The sequence below is a fragment of the Pelagibacterium sp. genome (assembly GCF_035555455.1).
In the GTDB taxonomy this organism is placed as follows: Bacteria; Pseudomonadota; Alphaproteobacteria; order Rhizobiales; family Devosiaceae; genus Pelagibacterium.
Map to the genome: position 1 here is coordinate 1 of NZ_DATMGM010000047.1, position 17,368 is coordinate 17,368.

General features: G+C 63.3%; 17 protein-coding genes. 11 read left to right on the plus strand and 6 right to left on the minus strand.

Going from position 1 to position 17,368, the window contains the following annotated elements; all coding sequences use genetic code 11:
* On the plus strand, positions 1-406 hold a 406-nt coding region (locus VNS12_RS09555), incomplete at its 5' end, for a hypothetical protein (protein ID WP_325487601.1).
* Positions 407-412: 6 nt separating this feature from the next.
* Here the strand turns inward: VNS12_RS09555 and truA are convergent.
* The 3 genes from truA to def all read right to left on the minus strand — a co-directional run bounded on the left by truA (position 413) and on the right by def (position 2,680).
* A complete protein-coding gene (truA, locus tag VNS12_RS09560; RefSeq protein WP_325487602.1) occupies positions 413-1,159 on the minus strand; it encodes a tRNA pseudouridine(38-40) synthase TruA in 747 nt (248 codons plus the stop codon).
* Between the two features lie 5 nt (positions 1,160-1,164).
* On the minus strand, positions 1,165-2,088 hold the full coding sequence (gene fmt / locus VNS12_RS09565; RefSeq protein WP_325487603.1) for a methionyl-tRNA formyltransferase: 924 nt from the start codon (positions 2,086-2,088) through the stop codon (positions 1,165-1,167).
* 76 nt (positions 2,089-2,164) lie between these two features.
* Complete coding sequence (def, locus tag VNS12_RS09570) at positions 2,165-2,680, minus strand: peptide deformylase (protein ID WP_325487604.1); 516 nt, start codon at positions 2,678-2,680, stop codon at positions 2,165-2,167.
* Positions 2,681-2,786: 106 nt separating this feature from the next.
* Between def and VNS12_RS09575 the strand changes: the two genes are divergently transcribed.
* Entirely contained in the window at positions 2,787-3,932 is a 1,146-nt protein-coding gene (locus VNS12_RS09575; protein ID WP_325487605.1) for a DNA recombination protein RmuC, read from the plus strand.
* 24 nt (positions 3,933-3,956) lie between these two features.
* On the opposite strand, the gene VNS12_RS09580 is transcribed toward VNS12_RS09575, so the two are convergent.
* Together VNS12_RS09580 and VNS12_RS09585 are read right to left on the minus strand one after the other, a co-directional pair.
* On the minus strand, positions 3,957-4,277 hold the full coding sequence (locus VNS12_RS09580; RefSeq protein WP_325487606.1) for an AzlD domain-containing protein: 321 nt from the start codon (positions 4,275-4,277) through the stop codon (positions 3,957-3,959).
* Positions 4,274-4,987 carry an AzlC family ABC transporter permease gene (locus tag VNS12_RS09585; protein WP_325487607.1) on the minus strand — a complete coding sequence of 238 codons (714 nt, stop codon included), beginning with the start codon at positions 4,985-4,987 and terminating at the stop codon, positions 4,274-4,276. The genes VNS12_RS09580 and VNS12_RS09585 overlap by 4 nt, the downstream gene beginning before the upstream one ends.
* A gap of 447 nt (positions 4,988-5,434) precedes the next feature.
* Between VNS12_RS09585 and lnt the strand changes: the two genes are divergently transcribed.
* The 7 genes from lnt (at position 5,435) to infB (ending at position 14,782) form a co-directional block, all read left to right on the plus strand.
* Positions 5,435-7,057, plus strand: coding sequence for an apolipoprotein N-acyltransferase (gene lnt, locus VNS12_RS09590; protein WP_325487608.1), 1,623 nt, complete (start codon positions 5,435-5,437; stop codon positions 7,055-7,057).
* Positions 7,058-7,223: 166 nt separating this feature from the next.
* Positions 7,224-8,393, plus strand: coding sequence for a methionine adenosyltransferase (gene metK, locus VNS12_RS09595; protein WP_325487609.1), 1,170 nt, complete (start codon positions 7,224-7,226; stop codon positions 8,391-8,393).
* A 61-nt stretch (positions 8,394-8,454) separates the two neighbouring features.
* Positions 8,455-9,189 carry a tRNA (guanosine(46)-N7)-methyltransferase TrmB gene (gene trmB / locus VNS12_RS09600; RefSeq protein WP_325487610.1) on the plus strand — a complete coding sequence of 245 codons (735 nt, stop codon included), beginning with the start codon at positions 8,455-8,457 and terminating at the stop codon, positions 9,187-9,189.
* Positions 9,190-9,304: 115 nt separating this feature from the next.
* Entirely contained in the window at positions 9,305-9,934 is a 630-nt protein-coding gene (gene rimP / locus VNS12_RS09605; protein WP_325487611.1) for a ribosome maturation factor RimP, read from the plus strand.
* A 4-nt stretch (positions 9,935-9,938) separates the two neighbouring features.
* A complete protein-coding gene (gene nusA, locus VNS12_RS09610; protein ID WP_325487612.1) occupies positions 9,939-11,555 on the plus strand; it encodes a transcription termination factor NusA in 1,617 nt (538 codons plus the stop codon).
* Positions 11,556-11,573: 18 nt separating this feature from the next.
* The gene (locus VNS12_RS09615; RefSeq protein WP_325487613.1) at positions 11,574-12,191 is read left to right on the plus strand and encodes an RNA-binding protein; all 618 of its coding nucleotides are present in this window, start codon (positions 11,574-11,576) and stop codon (positions 12,189-12,191) included.
* Positions 12,188-14,782, plus strand: coding sequence for a translation initiation factor IF-2 (infB, locus tag VNS12_RS09620; protein WP_325487614.1), 2,595 nt, complete (start codon positions 12,188-12,190; stop codon positions 14,780-14,782). The genes VNS12_RS09615 and infB overlap by 4 nt, the downstream gene beginning before the upstream one ends.
* A 70-nt stretch (positions 14,783-14,852) precedes the next feature.
* On the opposite strand, the gene mbfA is transcribed toward infB, so the two are convergent.
* On the minus strand, positions 14,853-15,833 hold the full coding sequence (mbfA, locus tag VNS12_RS09625; RefSeq protein ID WP_325487615.1) for an iron exporter MbfA: 981 nt from the start codon (positions 15,831-15,833) through the stop codon (positions 14,853-14,855).
* Positions 15,834-15,977: 144 nt separating this feature from the next.
* On the opposite strand from mbfA, the gene VNS12_RS09630 reads away from it, so the two are divergent.
* Together VNS12_RS09630 and VNS12_RS09635 are read left to right on the plus strand one after the other, a co-directional pair.
* The gene (locus VNS12_RS09630; protein WP_325487616.1) at positions 15,978-16,841 is read left to right on the plus strand and encodes an NHL repeat-containing protein; all 864 of its coding nucleotides are present in this window, start codon (positions 15,978-15,980) and stop codon (positions 16,839-16,841) included.
* A gap of 121 nt (positions 16,842-16,962) precedes the next feature.
* Positions 16,963-17,368: GTP-binding protein (locus VNS12_RS09635; RefSeq protein ID WP_325487617.1), on the plus strand; the 406-nt coding region annotated here is incomplete at its 3' end.

Consider the following 17,368-nt stretch of genomic DNA (forward strand, 5'->3'; position numbering starts at 1 on the left):
CTTCCCCTCGCCCGCCGGGCAAGTGTTCATCTGCGGCGCCTTGATGACGCTGCGGCTGGGGGCCCTGCGGCTGGTGCTGTCCCAGCTTGGCGCGCTCGACGCGTTCCGGCCCTATATGGTGGCCAGCAACTGGGCGAGCGCCATTGTCGCTGTGGGCCTGCTGGTTGCGACCGTGATCGTGACCGTCGGTCTTGCCCTGCTGCTGGGCCCCTCGTCCGCCCAGATCATCGTGGGGCTGATCCTGATGCTCTGGGCCGCCGCCGCCATTGCGCTGCTGGTCATCGAGATCAACATCTATCGCCTTATTGCCCGCCTCGGCCCAGGCGAAATCGCGCTGGCGCTCCTCGCCCAGATCGGCGTCCTGACCGCCGGTGCCCTCGCCATGGGATATCTGCCGCTGGCCTGAACCCGGTCACAACTCCGGATAATCGACCCCGACCATATAGAGCCCCGCTGACGGTGCCATCGCCCCGCAGCGTGCCCGATCACGCGCTTCGAGCGCGGCGCGAAGATCATCCGCCGACCAGCGCCCCTCCCCCACCAGCTTGAGCGACCCGGCCATCGAGCGCACCTGATGATGGAGGAACGAGCGCGCCGAGGCTTCGATCAGAACGGTGTCCCCGTCGCGCCGCACAACCAGCCGATCCAGCGTCCGGATCGGCGAATTGGCCTGACACTGCGCCGAGCGGAACGTCGAAAAATCGTGCCGCCCGACCAGTGCCTGCGCCGCATTATCCATCGCCTCGGCATCGAGCGGCACCGGCACGTGCCACACACGATTGTGCTCCAGCGCGGGCCGGGCCCTGCGGTTGGAAATGCGATACTGATAATGCCGGGCCAGCGCCGAAAACCGCGCCTCGAAGGCATCGCTCACCGCCGCGCAGGCAAGCACCGCCACCGGCAAGGGCCGCAAATGATAATTGAGCGCCTCGGCGATCCGGAACGGGTCCCACTCGCGCGACAGGTCGAAATGGGCCACCTGCCCGCGCGCGTGCACCCCCGCATCGGTGCGCCCGGCGCTCTGGGTGCGGACGCTCTCGCCGGAAAATTTCTCGATCGCGTCTTCGAGCGCCTGCTGCACCGACAGCGCATCGGCCTGCCGCTGCCACCCGACAAACGGGCTTCCATCATATTCGAGGATGAGCTTGTAGCGAGGCATGGCCTCTAGCGCACCGTCTGGCCCGCAAGATCGCCAGCGCCGCGCAGGAACGCCTCGGCGTCCATCGCGCCCTTGCCCTCGCGCTGCACCTGGGTCAGCCGCACCGCGCCGTTGCCACAGGCAATGGTGAGGCCCGCAAGCACCGTGCCCGGCGCGCCTTCGCCCTCGGCCAGCACAGACCGCAAGGCCTTGACCCGCACCGGCTTGCCGCCCAGCTCCACCTCGAACCACGCTCCGGGGAACGGCGACAGCCCCCGAATATGGTTGTGAACCTCCTGAGCGGGACGGGAAAAATCGATCCGGGCCTCGGCCTTGTCGATCTTTTGGGCGTAGGTGACGCCCGTGTCGGGCTGCGGCGTGAAATCGAGCGCATCGCGATCGAGGGCCGACAGCGCCCGCCCGATCAGATCAGCCCCGCGCCGCATCATTTCGTCATGCAGCTCCCCGGTGGTCATGTCCGGCCCGATGGGGATTTCCTCGACCAGCCCCACAGGGCCGGTATCGAGCCCTTCCTCCATCTGCATCACCGTCGCCGCCGTGCGCGCATCGCCCGCCATCACCGCCCGGTGAATGGGGGCCGCCCCGCGCCAGCGCGGCAACAGCGATCCGTGCAGGTTCAGGCACCCTTTTTCCGGCGCGGCCAAAACCGCAGGCGGCAGCAGCAAGCCATAGGCGACCACCACCGCAACCTCGGCCCCCAGGGCAGCAAAGGTCGCCACATCGGCGGGGTCGCGGAAGTTTTTCGGGGTGAACACCGGGATGCCGAACTCTTCGGCAGCGATATGGACCGGGGATTTGCGCACATCCTGCCCGCGTCCGGCGGGCCGGGGCGCGCGGGTGTAGCAGGCGATCACGTCGTGCCCGCGCATGACGATTTCCGTCAGCGTGGGAACGGCGAACTCAGGAGTGCCCATGAAAATGACGCGCATCGCAGCCGTCCCCAACCCCAGAGCGCTTCGACAAGCGCGTTAAATAAAAACGGATGCGAAGCCGCTCCGCCGACAATCAGCCGGCGAGCCGGGCCTTCTTCTGGAAGCGCTTGAGCACCCGGTCGCGCTTGAGGCGCGAGAGGTAGTCGATATAGAGCACGCCATCGAGATGATCGATCTCGTGCTGCATGCACACCGCCAGCCGTCCGGTCGCGTGGCGGGTCACCTCTTCGCCGGTTTCGGTGTAAAATTTCACCGTCACCTCGGCGGGGCGCTCCACGTCGTAATAGAATTCGGGGATCGACAGGCAGCCTTCCTCGGACACGGCGACCTCGTCGCTCATGCCCACGATCTCGGGATTGACCATGACGATCTTGCCGGAATCGGGGTTTTCCTCATCGGCCAGATCGATCACCGCCACCCGCTTCATATAGCCGATCTGGGGTCCGGCCAGCCCGACGCCGGGCGCGTCATACATGGTCTCGAACATGTCGGCGACGGTCTTTTTGAGCTCGTCGTCGAACTGTTCGACCGGTTCGGCCACCTTGCGCAGCAGGGGATCGGGCAGGATAAGGATTTCGCGGACTGACATTTCTCGTCTCTTTCGGGGGCTCTCCCGCGCACTGGTTAATCCAGACGTGTGGGCGCGGTCAAGCAAAGCGCATATGGGAAGCGGCGAATCAGATAACAAGAACATTATGGAAACAGCGCTCTTTACCATCGGCACCATGCCGGTCACCCCCTTTGCCCTGCTGCTTGGCGGGCTGGGGCTCACGGTCCTCCTGCTGGTTGCGATGCTCATCGCCCAGTCGGCCGCATCGCGCCGCCGCGCGGCAGAAGCCGATAGCGAGGCCGCCCGCGCCGCCGACATGGAGCGGCACCTCGCCGACATGATGCGCATCCAGTCCGAGATGACCGGGCGCATGCAGACCATGAGCGAGATTTTCGGCACACGCACCTCCGATCTGGCCCGAGTGCTCACCGAGCGCATCGACGCGACCTCGCACCGGGTCAACCAGTCGATGACCGAGAGCCGTACCCAGACCGAGGAAACCCTCACCAAGCTCAATGAGCGGCTGGCGGTGATCGACCGCGCCCAGACCAATATCGCCCAATTGTCGGGCGAGATCGTCTCCCTGCAATCGATCCTCTCCAACAAGCAGCAGCGCGGAGCCTTCGGGCAGGGCCGGATGGAAGCGATCATCGCTGACGGACTGGCGCAGGGCAGCTACCAGTTCCAGGCGGTGCTCTCGAACAATTCGCGCCCCGATGCGCTCATCCACATGCCCAATGACGCCCCGGCGCTGGTCATCGACGCCAAGTTCCCACTCGAAGGCTGGCAGCGGATCGCCGATGCCGAAACCCCGGACATGGTACGCACCGCCATGAGCGGCTTCCGCTCCGATTGCGCCATCCATATCAAGGCGATTGCCGAAAAATACCTGATCGCGGGCGAGACCCAGGACACCGCCTTCATGTTCGTGCCCTCGGAATCGATCTTTGCCGATCTCCATGAGCGGTTCGAGGATGTGGTGCAGCGCGCCGCGCGGGCGCGGGTGGTGATCGTCTCGCCTTCGCTGCTGATGCTGTCGATTCAGGTCATCCAGGCGCTGTTGCGTGACGTGCGCATGCGCGAGCAGGCCCATGTAATCCAGAAAGAAGTCGTCGCCCTGCTCGCCGATGTGGGCCGCCTCAATGATCGGGTCGGCAAGCTGCAAACCCATTTCCGCCAGGCCAATACCGATATCGACGACATCCTGATTTCCACCGGCAAGGTGGTGCGGCGCGGCGAAAAGATCGAGGCGCTGGAATTCGAGGACGCCCAGCCGCAATTGCTCGATTAGAGCATCAGATGCGAAAATAAAAAACTAGAGCAGCCAGAACGCCAGCCCATAGGCCACCGCCCCTGCCACGGTCGCGACCGAAATGTCGCGACGGACGAGAAATCCGGCGATGGTTCCCACCACGCCCGCGCTCAACAGCGTCATCGCCCGCAGATCGGCCTCAAGCAGCGGCAGGAACGCCGCCACGGTGAGCGCGGTGATCGCCGCCGGGCCGGTGGCGTTGAGAAACCGGCTCACCGGCCCGTCGGGATCGACGGAACTGACATTGAGCCGTGTGGGCAAAAAGCGCATGGCCCAGGTCCCCACCCCGACGATCAGACCGATCAGCAGAACTTCGGTGGTCATCGGAATTTCCCTTCCCAGCGGATCAGTCCCGACAGCGCTCCCGCCACCATGCCACCCACGATCCCCACCGTTGGCGATACGAGCAGGATAAGCGGGGCGGTGACCAGCGCGGTGATGATGACAACGCCCAAGGTGCGGCGCGACAACAGCGCCAGCAGCATGGCCAGGAACAGGGCGGGCATCAGAAAGCCCAGCGCCGCGTCCAGCGCCGGATAGCCCGACACCGCGCCGCCGAACACCGCGCCTGCCAGCGTGCCGAGCACCCATGAGACGTACGGCCCCAGCCCGATCCCGAACATGAAGCGTTCGGAAAAATGTTCCCGCGACTTGTCCAGCGCCACGATGGTGGCCCCGAACGCCCCGTCGCTCAGCCATCCGGCCCAGCCCCAGGCATGGCGCGAGGCGGCGCGATCGCGCGCCTTTTCAAGGATCGCCGGGCCATAGAGCACGTGACGCAGATTGGTCGCCATGATCGAGAGCGCCGTCACCAGCAGCGGCGCGCCGGTCCCCAGCAATGCCAGCACCAGAAACTGGCTCGCTCCGGCATAAATCACTGCCGAGAGGAATCCGGCCTCCAGCGCGCTCAGCCCCGCGCGCTCCGCCGCAATGCCAAAGGCCACGCCAACCGGAAAGTATCCCAGAGTAATGGCGAGGCTGGCCGCAGCGCCAGCGCGGAAGCTGTCTTTGGGGGCGGTAAGTGTGGCGGTCATGATGGCGGGCCGTAAGGGACAAAGCCGTGTTCTATAAGCCCATAGCCCCCTTTTGCCAATCATCAGGAAACACCGGCGTGGGGCATTACAGGTGCCGGGCCTCGCCTCATTTGCAACCCCTTCCCGGTCTGGCTCGTTCTTCTGCCCAATGGGATGATTATCAAGTCCCGCGAAGACAAGCATAAACACGCTCTGCTCTTGTCCTTGGCGCCCTCCGAGCATTCGGCGGGATGCGGCCCTGCATCCCGCCGTTTCCTGTCACCAGAACCGGCACTTTTCGCTTGCTAAAACTGCTGCTCCGAACCTTGGCGATTAACCAGCGATTTGTGAGTAACTACCGCCATCTTCCCTAAACATTTGCAGCACATTCGGGCGGTGCGCGTGGTTGACCGAAACGAGCCATCCCGGCACCGTCGGAACATGTGATTCGGCCTTTCAAGGACAGCCATGACCGCTCTTGCCGAGTTTGCCATGCTCGCCCATGGCTGGCGTCGCCTGCTCCTGCTGCTCGCCGCCGGAGCGCTGGCCGGGCTCTCCGCCGCGCCGTTCTTTTTCCTGCCAGCCCTGTTCATCGGCCTGCCGGTCCTCGTCTGGTCGCTGGATGGTGCGGAACGCAAGCGGTTGAGTTGGCTGAGCTTTTTCGGCCCGGCCTTCTGGATCGGCACCGCGTTCGGGCTGGGCTATTTCACCGTTTCCCTCCATTGGATCGGCGCGGCCTTCTTTGTCGATGGCGGCTGGCTGATCGCGCTCATGCCCGTTGCCGTTGTCGGCCTGGCCCTGGTGCTGGCCCTGTTCTGGGGCGCGGGCACGGCGCTGGCCCATCTGTTCTGGTCGGCCGGAATTGGCCGGATTTTCGCCCTTGCCACCGCTCTCACCCTCGCGGAGCTGGCGCGGGGATATCTTTTCACCGGTTTCCCCTTCAACCTCCTTGGCTACGCCCTCACCGCCAACGACCAGATGATGCAGGCGGCTAGCCTCGTTGGGGTCTATGGCCTTACATTCATTGCGGTTTTACTCGCCAGCACCCCGGCTTTGGTCTGGCCTGCCGCCGAGCGTTCGCTGATCACGCGCCTCTTGCCACTCTTCGCCGCCTTTGCTGTTCTGGCCGCTCAAATCGCGTGGGGGAATCACCGTCTCGCCACCACTTCCACCACCCCCTATGACGACGTGGTCGTCCGCGTGGTCCAGCCGGTTATCCCCCAGGATATCAAGTGGCAGACCTTCGCCCGCGAGGAGACGATCGCCCGGCTGCTTGACCTCTCGACGATGCGCACCCACCCCGAGGATCAGGGGCTCGATGATGTCACCCACCTGATCTGGCCCGAGGCGGCCATCCCGTTCTTTTTGTCACAAGAGCCAGAATTTCTCGCCAGCATCGCGCGCGCCCTGCCCGACGACATCTGGCTTCTGACTGGCGCACCGCGCGAACCCTATGGTTTACAAGGACAAATCATCCCCGGCGCCAAGCCGTTCAATTCCATCCTCGCCTTCAACGGCAAGGGCGAAGTCGTCACGTCCTACGACAAGACCCATCTGGTTCCATTCGGCGAATACCTGCCGTTTTCGGAGTTTTTCCGCCAGTTCGGCTTCACGCAATTCGTGCAGGGCTCCGATGGCTGGGCCGCTGGTTCCGAGCGCCGCCTGATGAGTCTCCCCGGCTCGCCGGCGATCCTGCCGCTGATCTGCTACGAGGTCGTGTTTCCCGCTGCGCTGGGCGATGCCGTCGCCGATGCGGGGCTCATCCTTGTCGTGACCAACGACGCCTGGTTCGATGGCTCGATCGGCCCGGCCCAGCATTTCCACCATGCGCGCCTGCGCGCCGTGGAGGAGGGCAAGTCCTTGATCCGTGCGGCGAATTCGGGAATCTCCGCAATCGTCGATCCGCTTGGCCGCATCGACCGGATGCTGGCTGAGGGCATGGTCGGCGCCATCAAGGGCACCCCGGCCCAGCCGCTGGAAGCCACCATTTTCGCACAATACCGCCATTGGCCGCTGGCGATCCTGCTGGCTCTGGGAGCATTTTTCGCCACCCCCGGCTGGCTACGACGCCGCCGCCGGATCGACGGTTGACGTGAGGCTTTCCGCAGCCCAAACGCCCATTCGATATAAAGCTTTCTTTATGTCCTTCTTGATTTCTGCGGCGAGACCTGCGAAAAGCACATCTGAAAGTGCATGGGATTGAGCCCGTGTACGCGCACTTCCGCGTGCGCCCTCGCCATTGTCAAAGAGGTTTAACGTGGCCAGTTCTTCCTATCTTTTCACCTCGGAATCGGTTTCCGAGGGTCATCCCGACAAAATCTGCGATCAGGTCTCGGACGCCATCGTCGATGCGTTTTTTGCCGAGGATCCCTATTCCCGCGTCGCCGTCGAAACCCTCGCCGCCACCAACCGCCTGGTGCTGGCCGGCGAAGTGCGCGGCCCGGAAACGATCGATGCCGCGCGCATGGAGGAAGTGGCCCGCAATGTCGTGCGCCGCATCGGATATGAGCAGGAGGGGTTCCATTGGAAGACCCTCGATTTTTCCTGCTATGTGCATGGCCAGTCGGCCCATATCGCCCAGGGCGTCGACGCCTCGGGTAACAAGGATGAGGGGGCGGGCGATCAGGGGATCATGTTCGGCTTTGCGGTCAATGAGACCCCGGAACTGATGCCCGCGCCGATCACCTATGCCCACCAGATCCTCAAGAAAATGGCCGATGCGCGCCACGCCGGGGAAGTCTCCGATTTCGGGCCGGACGCCAAGAGCCAGGTGACCCTGCGCTATGAAAACGGCAAGCCCGTCGGCGTTGCCGCTGTGGTCGTTTCCACCCAGCACCGCGAGGGCGTCTCGCAGGATTGCATCCGCGAGCAGGTGCGCCCCTTCGTGCTGTCGGTATTGCCGGAAGGCTGGATGCCGCCGGAAGAGGAATTCTACGTCAACCCCACCGGTGCCTTTGTCATTGGCGGGCCGGACGGCGACGCCGGGCTCACAGGACGCAAGATCATCGTCGATACCTATGGCGGTGCAGCCCCCCATGGCGGCGGCGCGTTCTCGGGCAAGGACCCCACCAAGGTCGATCGCTCGGCGGCCTACGCAGCGCGCTATCTCGCCAAGAATGTCGTGGCCGCAGGTCTGGCGGAAAAATGCGTGATCCAGCTCTCCTATGCCATCGGCGTCTCCAAGCCCTTGTCAATTTTCATCGATACCTATGGCACCGGCACCATCGATGACGATCGCCTTGAGCCGGTGCTGCAGAAGGTGATGGACCTCTCCCCGCGCGGCATCCGCACTCATCTGGAGCTCAACCGCCCGATCTATGAGCGCACTGCCGCCTATGGCCATTTTGGCCGCGAGCCGGATGCCGAAGGTGGCTTTTCCTGGGAACGGACCGATCTGGTCGAAGCGATCCGGGCCGAATTGACCTGACGCCTTGCGCTCAAAGGCCAACAGCTTGTAAAGCGCAGCGCATGTTCGCTGCGCTTTCTCCATGTCCCAAGGCACCATGACCCTCAAACCCATTCCCCAAGACCCCAAGGGACCGCGCGCGTTTTTTGGCCGCCGGGCCGGCAAGAAGCTGCACAAGGGTCAAAAAGTCCTGTTCGAAACGCTGCTCCCCGAACTGACGGTTGATATTTCCCAGCCCGTCGATCCGCGTGCGCTGTTTCCAGAGGCAAAGCGCATCCATTTGGAAATCGGCTATGGTGGGGGCGAGCATCTGGCTCGCATGGCGCGGGAGAACCCCGAGGATGGGTTTATCGGCTGTGAAGTCTTCACCGGCGGTATCGGCAAGCTTCTTGAAGCCATCGACGAGGAAGGCCTGTCCAATATCGCGTTGTTTCCCGACGACGTGATCAAGCTGCTGGCCGTAATGCCAGACGCCTCCATCGATTGCCTGTACGTGCTCTATCCGGACCCTTGGCCAAAGCCCCGCCATCACAAGAGGCGGCTGATCCAGTTTCCCGTGCTGGCCGAATTTGCCCGCGTGCTCCGTCCCGGCGGAACCTTTCGATTTGCCACCGATATCGAGGATTACGCCAACTGGACGCTGGCCCATGTGACGCGGTCTCGTGATTTCATCTGGTCCCCAGCCGCACCCGGTGCCTGGCACACCGCTTATCCCGGCTGGCAGCCCACCCGCTACGAAACCAAGGCGCGCCGTCAGGGGCGTATGCAGAGTTTTTATTTCGAGTTCGTGCGGCACGACGCGAGGGATGTTCTTTAGACATCTTGCGCCAGCGATCCGCGCGCGCTATATGAAGCGTAACAATCTCAGCTCAAATGAGAGAGTGGGAGCCCAACGGCCCCCGCTCTTTTTTATTGCCCGCGTCAGGGAAATCATGACCACGAACACAAAACGATACATCCGCGAATCCGCACTCGAAGCGCGCATTGCCGCGATTGTCGAGCCGGTGGCGCAGTCGCTGGGCTACGATCTGGTTCGTATCCGCGTCTCCAACGAAAATGGCTGCACGCTTCAGGTCATGTGCGAGGACGAAAGCGGCCGGTTCACCATCGACGATTGCGAACGCCTGCATAACGATCTCAATCCGATCCTCGATCTCGAAGACCCCATCGACCGCGAATACCATCTGGAAATTTCCTCCCCCGGGATCGACCGGCCGCTGGTGCGGGCCCGAGATTTTCAGGCCTGGGTGGGCCATGAAGCCCGGGTAGAGCTGGCCGACATGATCGACGGACGTAAGCGTTTCCGCGGCGAAATCGTCGGCGCTGATGACGAGACTTTCTCGATCCGCCTGCCCGATGCGCCGATGGGCACCGAGCCTGTCCACACCCTGCCCCTTGCGTTTCTGGCCGATGCCAAGCTGGTGCTGACCGACGCATTGCTTGAAGCAGCGCGCGAGCGCCAGCAGGCCGAGCCTGATTTCGACGATTCCGACGCCGATATCGAAACCATCATCGAACACACCGACGGCGCGGACGCCGACGAACGAAACCAGGAGAATTGATCCCATGGCCGTTTCAGCGAACAGGTTGGAGCTTTTGCAGATCGCCGATGCAGTGGCGCGCGAAAAGTCCATCGACCGCATGATCGTCATCGAGGCGATGGAAGAAGCGATCCAGCGCGCCGCAAAGGCCCGCTACGGCGCCGAGACCGAGGTGAAGGCCGAAATCAATCCGCGCACCGGCGAATTGCGCCTGTGGCGCCTGCTCGAAGTGGTCGAGACCGTCGAAGAGTACGGCCGCCAGATTTCGCTTGAAGATGCGCAGGCCAAGAATGCCGCCGCAAAGTATGGCGACTACGTCACCGAACCGCTCCCGCCGATCGAATTCGGACGCATTGCCGCCCAGTCCGCCAAGCAGGTAATCGTCCAGAAGGTCCGCGACGCTGAGCGCGACCGCATGTACGAGGAATATGCCGACCGCATTGGCGAGATCGTCAACGGTTCGGTCAAGCGCGTCGAATACGGTAACGTCATCGTCGATCTGGGCCGGGGTGAAGCCATCATCCGCCGCGACGAATTGATTCCGCGTGAAATGTTCCGCTATGGCGACCGTGTGCGCGCCTATATCTATGACGTGCGCCGCGAACAGCGGGGGCCGCAGATTTTCCTCTCGCGCACCCACCCGCAGTTCATGGCCAAGCTGTTCGCCCAGGAAGTGCCGGAGATTTATGACGGCATCATCACCATCCGCTCGATCGCCCGCGATCCGGGCTCGCGCGCCAAGATCGCGGTGACCTCTTCGGACTCCTCGATCGATCCGGTCGGCGCCTGCGTGGGTATGCGCGGCAGCCGCGTTCAGGCGGTGGTTGGAGAATTGCAGGGTGAAAAGATTGATATTATCCCCTGGACTAACAATATAGCAGATCTGGTCGTCTCGGCGCTCCAGCCCGCCGATGTTGCCAAGGTGGTGCTCGACGAGCAGGCCGAGCGCATTGAGGTGGTGGTTCCCGACGAGCAGCTTTCGCTGGCCATCGGACGGCGCGGCCAGAACGTCCGCCTCGCGTCCCAGTTGATCGGCTGGGATATCGATATCCTGACCGAACAGGAAGAATCCGAGCGCCGGCAGAAGGAATTCATCGAACGTTCGACCCTGTTCATGCAGGCGCTCGATGTGGACGAGATGGTGGCCCAGTTGCTGGCCTCGGAAGGGTTCTCCTCGATCGAGGAACTGGCCTATGTCGATCTGGCGGAAATCGCCTCGATTGCCGGGTTCGATGAGGAGACCGCGACCGAGATTCAGAACCGGGCGACCGAGTTCCTCGACGAGCAGGAGCGCCAGCAGGACGACGAGCGCAAGGCGCTCGGTGTCGAAGATGCCCTTTACGATATCCCGGGCATCTCCGCCGCCATGCTGGTGGCACTGGGCAAGGACGACATCAAGACGGTCGAGGATTTCGCCGGCTGTGTTGCCGACGACCTGATCGGCTGGTCCGAGCGCAAGGACGGTGAAACCAAGCGCTATGAGGGAACGCTGTCCGCCTTCCCGCTCAGCCGCGAGGAAGCCGACGACATGGTGATGGCGGCCCGCCTGAAGGCTGGCTGGATCACCGAAGATGACCTGCCTCAGCCCGAGGAATTCGTCGAGGACGACGAAGTTCCTGCCGAGCAAGAGGCAAGCGAGTAAGGATGAGAGGCGCCGCAATTGAGCCGCGAAAAACAAGTATTGAGGATGTGCGCGCTCACGCGGGAGGAATTGCCTTCCGCGGCGCTCGTCCGTTTCGCGGTTTCCCCCGACGGGGTGCTGGCGCCTGATATCGATGCCAAGGCCCCCGGACGCGGGGTGTGGATCACCTGTTCGGCAACCGCTGTGGCAGAGGCCGAACGCAGAAAAATCTTCGCGCGCAGCCTCAAGAGCGACGTCACTGTTCCATCCGACCTTGCCCAAGCGGTACGGACCCGGCTAGAACAACGCCTGACGGGCGCTCTGGGACTGGCGCGCAAGGCCGGAGCGCTGGTGACCGGCGCGACCAAAGTTTCGTCTCTTGTCGAATCCGGGCGCGCGGCAGCGCTGATAACGGCAAGCGATGCCGCACCGGACGGACGCCGCAAGATGCTGCAATCGGTGCGGCGCGCGGGGCACACCGAGACGCTGCCCCATATTGAATCTCTCTCGTCGGACCAATTGGGTTTGGCATTGGGGCTCGAAAATGTGATACACGCTGCGCTGACTCCCGGCGCGGCGGCAAATTCGGCGGTTGAGCGGGCAAATCGGCTTGCCCGGTTCGACGCCACAGACAGAAAAGAAGACGGCACCATATGACCGACAAGGACAAGACCAGCGACAATTCGGGTTCGGGCAAGAAGACCCTGACCCTCAAGGGTGCGCCCAATCTCGGCGCGCGTCCGGGAATGTCGCGGTCCTCACGCACCGTCGTGGTTGAAAAACGCACACGGCGAGTGGGCGCACCCGCCGGCGGACCGCAGCAGCCGGGCGGCGGCGGTGGACGGCCGCAGTCCGGGCAACGCCCGGGTGGGCGTCCGCATTCGGGCAGCCCGCGCCAGAACCCTGCCAATTCTGCCAGCCTGACGCAGAATGAAGCGCTGGCCCGTGAGCGCGCCCTGCGCGAAGCCGCGGCCCGCGCCGAAGAAGACCGCATCAAGGCAGAAGAAGACGCACGCCGGTTTGCCGAGATCGACGCCCGTCGCAAGGCTGAACGCGAGGAAGCCGAGCGCCGCGCCGCTGCGGAAGAAGCCGCGCGCGCCGAGGAAGCCCGCCAGAGTGAATTGGACGAGATCGTCCCGGTCAAGGCCGGACAGGCGCGCCCCAAGCCGGCTCACCGGCCTTCGCCCCGCGCGGCCCAGCCGGACATGCCGCCTCCGCCCCCGCCGAGCGAAGATGACGATCGCGTTCGCCGCCGCGCCGCGCCTGCGCCCAAGGCGCTGGTCGATCGCGATGAACTCGAACGCGCCAAGCGCAATGCGGCCCCGCGTCCAAGTGCAACGCCTGTCCGCCGTGGCGGCCCCGGCAACTCGCGCGGACGTCTCAACGTCAATTCGGCGCTCGACGAGAACGATCGCCGGCCCTCGCTGGCCGCCATGCGCCGTCGCCAGAACAAGAAGATGGGCCGCACCGTCAAGGCTGCACAGCCCAAGCTGTCGCGTGAAGTGGTCATTCCCGAGGCCATCACCGTGGCCGAGCTGGCCAACCGCATGGCTGAACGCGCCGTTGACGTCATCAAGCTGCTGATGGCCCAGGGCCAGATGCTCAAGATCAATGACGTGATCGATGCCGATACCGCCGAGCTGATCGCCACCGAAATGGGTCATACGGTCAAGCGCGTGGCGGAAAGCGACGTGGAAGAAGGCCTCTATGATGACGTTTCGGCCGACGATGCAGGCGATCTCGTCTCGCGTCCCCCGGTTGTCACCATCATGGGTCACGTCGACCACGGTAAGACCAGCCTGCTCGATGCGCTGCGCGAAGCCAATGTGGTGTCCACCGAAGCCGGTGGGATCACCCAGCATATCGGCGCGTATCAGGTGGAAAAGCACGGCCAGAAGATCACCTTCCTCGACACTCCGGGGCACGAGGCGTTCACCGCCATGCGCGCCCGTGGTGCCCAGGCGACCGACATTGCCATTCTCGTGGTGGCGGCGGACGACAGCGTGATGCCGCAGACGGTGGAATCGATCAAGCACGCCAAGGCGGCGGGCGTTCCGATCATCGTGGCCATCAACAAGATCGACAAGCCGGCAGCCGACCCCAACAAGGTGCGCACCGAACTGCTCCAGCACGAAGTGTTCGTGGAATCGATGGGCGGCGACGTGCTCGATGTCGAGGTCTCGGCCCTGAAAAAGATCAACCTCGACGGGTTGCTCGAAGCCGTGCTGCTGCAGTCTGAAGTGCTTGAACTCAAGGCCCCGGCAAAGGGCCGCGCCGAAGGGCTGGTCATCGAAAGCAAGCTCGACAGGGGCCGGGGTGCGGTTGCGACCGTTCTGGTCCAGCGCGGCACGCTCAATGTCGGCGACATCGTCGTGGCTGGCACCGAGTGGGCCAAGGTCCGGGCGCTTATCGACGACAAGGGCGCACAGACCAAGCTGGCCGGGCCGTCCACTCCGGTGGAAGTTCTGGGCTTTTCCGGCGTGCCGGATGCCGGCGACCGCTTCACGGTTGTCGACAGCGAGGCGCGGGCGCGTGAAGTGGCAGAATATCGCCAGCGCGTGATCCGTGAAAACTCGGCCACGGCGGGCGTAACCAGCCTTGAGCAGATGATGAAGCAGCTCAAGGACAGCGACATCTCCAAGTTCCCGCTGCTCATCAAGGGTGACGTGCAGGGATCGGTGGAAGCCATTGTCCAGGCGCTCAACAAGCTCTCGACCGATGAAGTGTCGGCGCAGATCCTCTACTCGGGCGTTGGTGGGATCACCGAATCCGACGTGACGCTGGCCACCGCTTCGGGCGCTGTCGTCATCGGCTTTAACGTCCGCGCCAACAAGCAGGCTGCCGAACTCGCCAACCGCGAGGGCATCGAAATCCGCTACTACAACATCATCTACGACCTGATCGATGACGTTAAGGGCGTGATGAGCGGCATGCTGGCTCCGGAAGTTCGCGAAACCTTCATCGGCAATGCCGAGATCCTGGAAGTGTTCAACATTTCCAAGGTCGGCAAGGTCGCCGGTTGCCGGGTCACCGAAGGCATGGTGGAGCGTGGTGCAGGCGTGCGCCTGATCCGCGACAACGTCGTGATCCACGAGGGCAAGCTCTCGACGCTCAAGCGCTTCAAGGACGAAGTCAAGGAAGTGCAGGCCGGTCAGGAATGCGGCATGGCCTTCGAGAAGTACGAGGACATGCGCGCTGGCGACGTGATCGAATGCTACCGTGTCGAAACGGTGCAGCGTTCGCTCTAAGCCCGACAGACCCCCATTTAAAAAAAGGCGCGGCCACCAGCCGCGCCTTTTTTGTTCTCAGCACCCCTGATCAGGCGCTACCGATCAGGATGCCCGCGGCAAAGACCAGCGAACCGCCTAGCACAACTTGCGTCACCGCGCGCCAGAAGGGCGTATCCATGAACCGCTTCTGAATCCAGGCGATGACCCAAAGCTCGATGACGACGATGGCCATGGCGATCGACGTTGCCGTCCAGAAATGGGCGATGAGATAGGGCAGCGTGTGGCCCAGCCCGCCCAACGTGGTCATGACGCCCGAAGCAAGGCCACGCTTGAGCGGCGAACCGCGCCCGGTGAGCCGGCCATCGTCGCTGGCCGCCTCGGTCATCCCCATGGAAATCCCCGCCCCCACCGAGGCTGCCAGCCCCACGAGAAAGGTCGACCATGTATCGCCGGTGGCAAAGGCCGCGGCAAAGATCGGGGCAAGGGTAGAGATCGATCCGTCCATCAAGCCCGCCAGCCCAGGCTGGACATAGGTGAGAAGGAACCTGCGGTGTGCGGCATCCTTTTCAGCGTCCCGGGCATCCGCACCCAGATGGGCATCTTCGAGCGCCGCCGCAGTGTGTTCGTGGCCGCGTTCGGCCCGTTCGAGATCGCCCAGCAGTTTTCGCGTTTCGGCGTCGCTGGTGCGCTTTGCCGCCTCGGCGTAAAAGCGCGCCGCATCCTGCTCCATTTCACGGGCCTGGCCGCGCACCGTATCCAGATCGAGTTCGGCCATCAGCCAGACGGGCTTGCGGGTGAAGAACCCCCGCACATGCTCTCGCCGCAGCGGCACGATGGTCGGACCGAACCGTTCAGAATAGCGGTCGATCAGCCGACGGCGATGCGTGTCTTCTTCTTCCGCCATGCCCTCAAAGATCGCCGCGGAGGCGGGGAAGTCTTCGCGCAAACGATCAGCATAGGCGGCATAAATGCGGCCATCCTCCTCCTCTGCCGAGATGGCCAAGGCGAGGATTTCCTTTTCGCTCAAGGTAGAAAAATCGCGCCGGGGCGCGACAAGACGGGAGAACATGGTGCAGACCTCAAATCAGTTTAGAATCATTCTAAACTCTGGAATGGGTTTGGCAAGCCGATTGCGCCCCGCCAGCCTTCTTCCCTTCACAGAGTTGTCCCCGCGCTGCTAAACTTTAGCGGCATTCATAAAGGAGGAACTACAATGATCCGTACCGCTCTTGCCCTTACCACAGCTCTCGTCACCCTGCCCGCAATGGGAATGGAGCTGACCGAAACCTGGCGGCTTGAAGGCTTCAAGACCCCCGAATCGGTCATCCACGACGCGGCCAATAACCGCATCATCATCGGCAATATGGTCACCATGGGCGCAGACGCGGGCGAGGATGGCTATCTCTCGCTGGTATCCATCGACGGCGAGTTGCTCGAAGAACAATGGGCCACGGGCTTCCAGGATCCGCGCGGCATGGCCATCGTGGGCGACCAGTTGTTCGTCGCCGACAATATGGGCTTCCACATCGTTTCGCTGGCCGATGGCACGCTGACCGAAACCATCACCCTCGACGGCGCAGCTTTTCCCAATGACATCACCTCCGGCCCCGACGGGGCGGTCTATGTCTCGGACATGTTCGCCGGGACGGTGTGGCGCTACGCCGATGGGGAGACCACGCTCTGGTTCGGGCCCGATGATGGCATGAGCTTCCCCAACGGTTTGTTGGTCCATGATGGACAGGTCATCGTCGGCTCGATGGGGGCCGATATGGGCGACAACTTCACCTTCGGCACCCCCGGCGGGCTGCTCGCCATCGATATTGCCGATCCCTCGATCGCCCCGATCGAAGGCGCGACGGAAATCGGCGCCATCGACGGGGTCGCTGCCATCGGCGATGTGATTGTCTTCAACGACAACCCCACCGGCGCGATCTACTCCTGGCAGCCGGGACAAGACGCCGTCGAGATCGGCAATGTGGGTGCCGGCGGTGCCGATATCTCCGCCTATGACTCGACGGTCCTGGTGCCGCAGATGCAGCAGGGCGCACTGATCGCCCTCGCCTTTTCCCAGGACTGATCACCGCGCTGGTGATCGCCGCCATGAGGGGCTCAAAAGCCACGCTTATAGGGCCCCTCATGACTTAACGATGCACAAACCATCTTCCGAGACGATGGGTTTACTGCTAAACGCTCGGACCATGAAGACTCCGCACAGAACTCCGCTTTCCCATATCCGCAATTTTTCGATCGTGGCGCATATCGACCACGGCAAATCGACGCTTGCCGACCGGCTGATCCAGTCGACCGGGGGGCTCGAAAATCGCGAGATGAAAGAGCAGGTGCTCGATTCGATGGATATCGAGCGCGAGCGCGGCATCACCATCAAGGCGCAGACCGTCCGGCTCGAATACACCCACACCGATGGCGAGCACTATGTGCTCAACCTGATCGATACGCCGGGTCACGTCGACTTCGCCTATGAAGTGAACCGCTCGCTGGCCGCCTGTGAGGGCTCGCTGCTGGTGGTCGATGCCTCGCAAGGCGTCGAGGCGCAGACGCTCGCCAATGTCTATCAGGCGATCGACAATAATCTCGAGATCGTCA

What these genes read in the sequence shown, in the direction of transcription:
- truA (WP_325487602.1), bottom strand. Translation starts at nt 1,159, where the DNA reads ATGCCTCGCTACAAGCTCATCCTCGAATATGATGGAAGCCCGTTTGTC.
- fmt (WP_325487603.1), bottom strand. Translation starts at nt 2,088, where the DNA reads ATGCGCGTCATTTTCATGGGCACTCCTGAGTTCGCCGTTCCCACGCTG.
- def (WP_325487604.1), bottom strand. Translation starts at nt 2,680, where the DNA reads ATGTCAGTCCGCGAAATCCTTATCCTGCCCGATCCCCTGCTGCGCAAG.
- VNS12_RS09575 (WP_325487605.1), top strand. Translation starts at nt 2,787, where the DNA reads ATGGAAACAGCGCTCTTTACCATCGGCACCATGCCGGTCACCCCCTTT.
- VNS12_RS09580 (WP_325487606.1), bottom strand. Translation starts at nt 4,277, where the DNA reads ATGACCACCGAAGTTCTGCTGATCGGTCTGATCGTCGGGGTGGGGACC.
- VNS12_RS09585 (WP_325487607.1), bottom strand. Translation starts at nt 4,987, where the DNA reads ATGACCGCCACACTTACCGCCCCCAAAGACAGCTTCCGCGCTGGCGCT.
- lnt (WP_325487608.1), top strand. Translation starts at nt 5,435, where the DNA reads ATGACCGCTCTTGCCGAGTTTGCCATGCTCGCCCATGGCTGGCGTCGC.
- trmB (WP_325487610.1), top strand. Translation starts at nt 8,455, where the DNA reads ATGTCCCAAGGCACCATGACCCTCAAACCCATTCCCCAAGACCCCAAG.
- rimP (WP_325487611.1), top strand. Translation starts at nt 9,305, where the DNA reads ATGACCACGAACACAAAACGATACATCCGCGAATCCGCACTCGAAGCG.
- nusA (WP_325487612.1), top strand. Translation starts at nt 9,939, where the DNA reads ATGGCCGTTTCAGCGAACAGGTTGGAGCTTTTGCAGATCGCCGATGCA.
- infB (WP_325487614.1), top strand. Translation starts at nt 12,188, where the DNA reads ATGACCGACAAGGACAAGACCAGCGACAATTCGGGTTCGGGCAAGAAG.
- mbfA (WP_325487615.1), bottom strand. Translation starts at nt 15,833, where the DNA reads ATGTTCTCCCGTCTTGTCGCGCCCCGGCGCGATTTTTCTACCTTGAGC.
- VNS12_RS09630 (WP_325487616.1), top strand. Translation starts at nt 15,978, where the DNA reads ATGATCCGTACCGCTCTTGCCCTTACCACAGCTCTCGTCACCCTGCCC.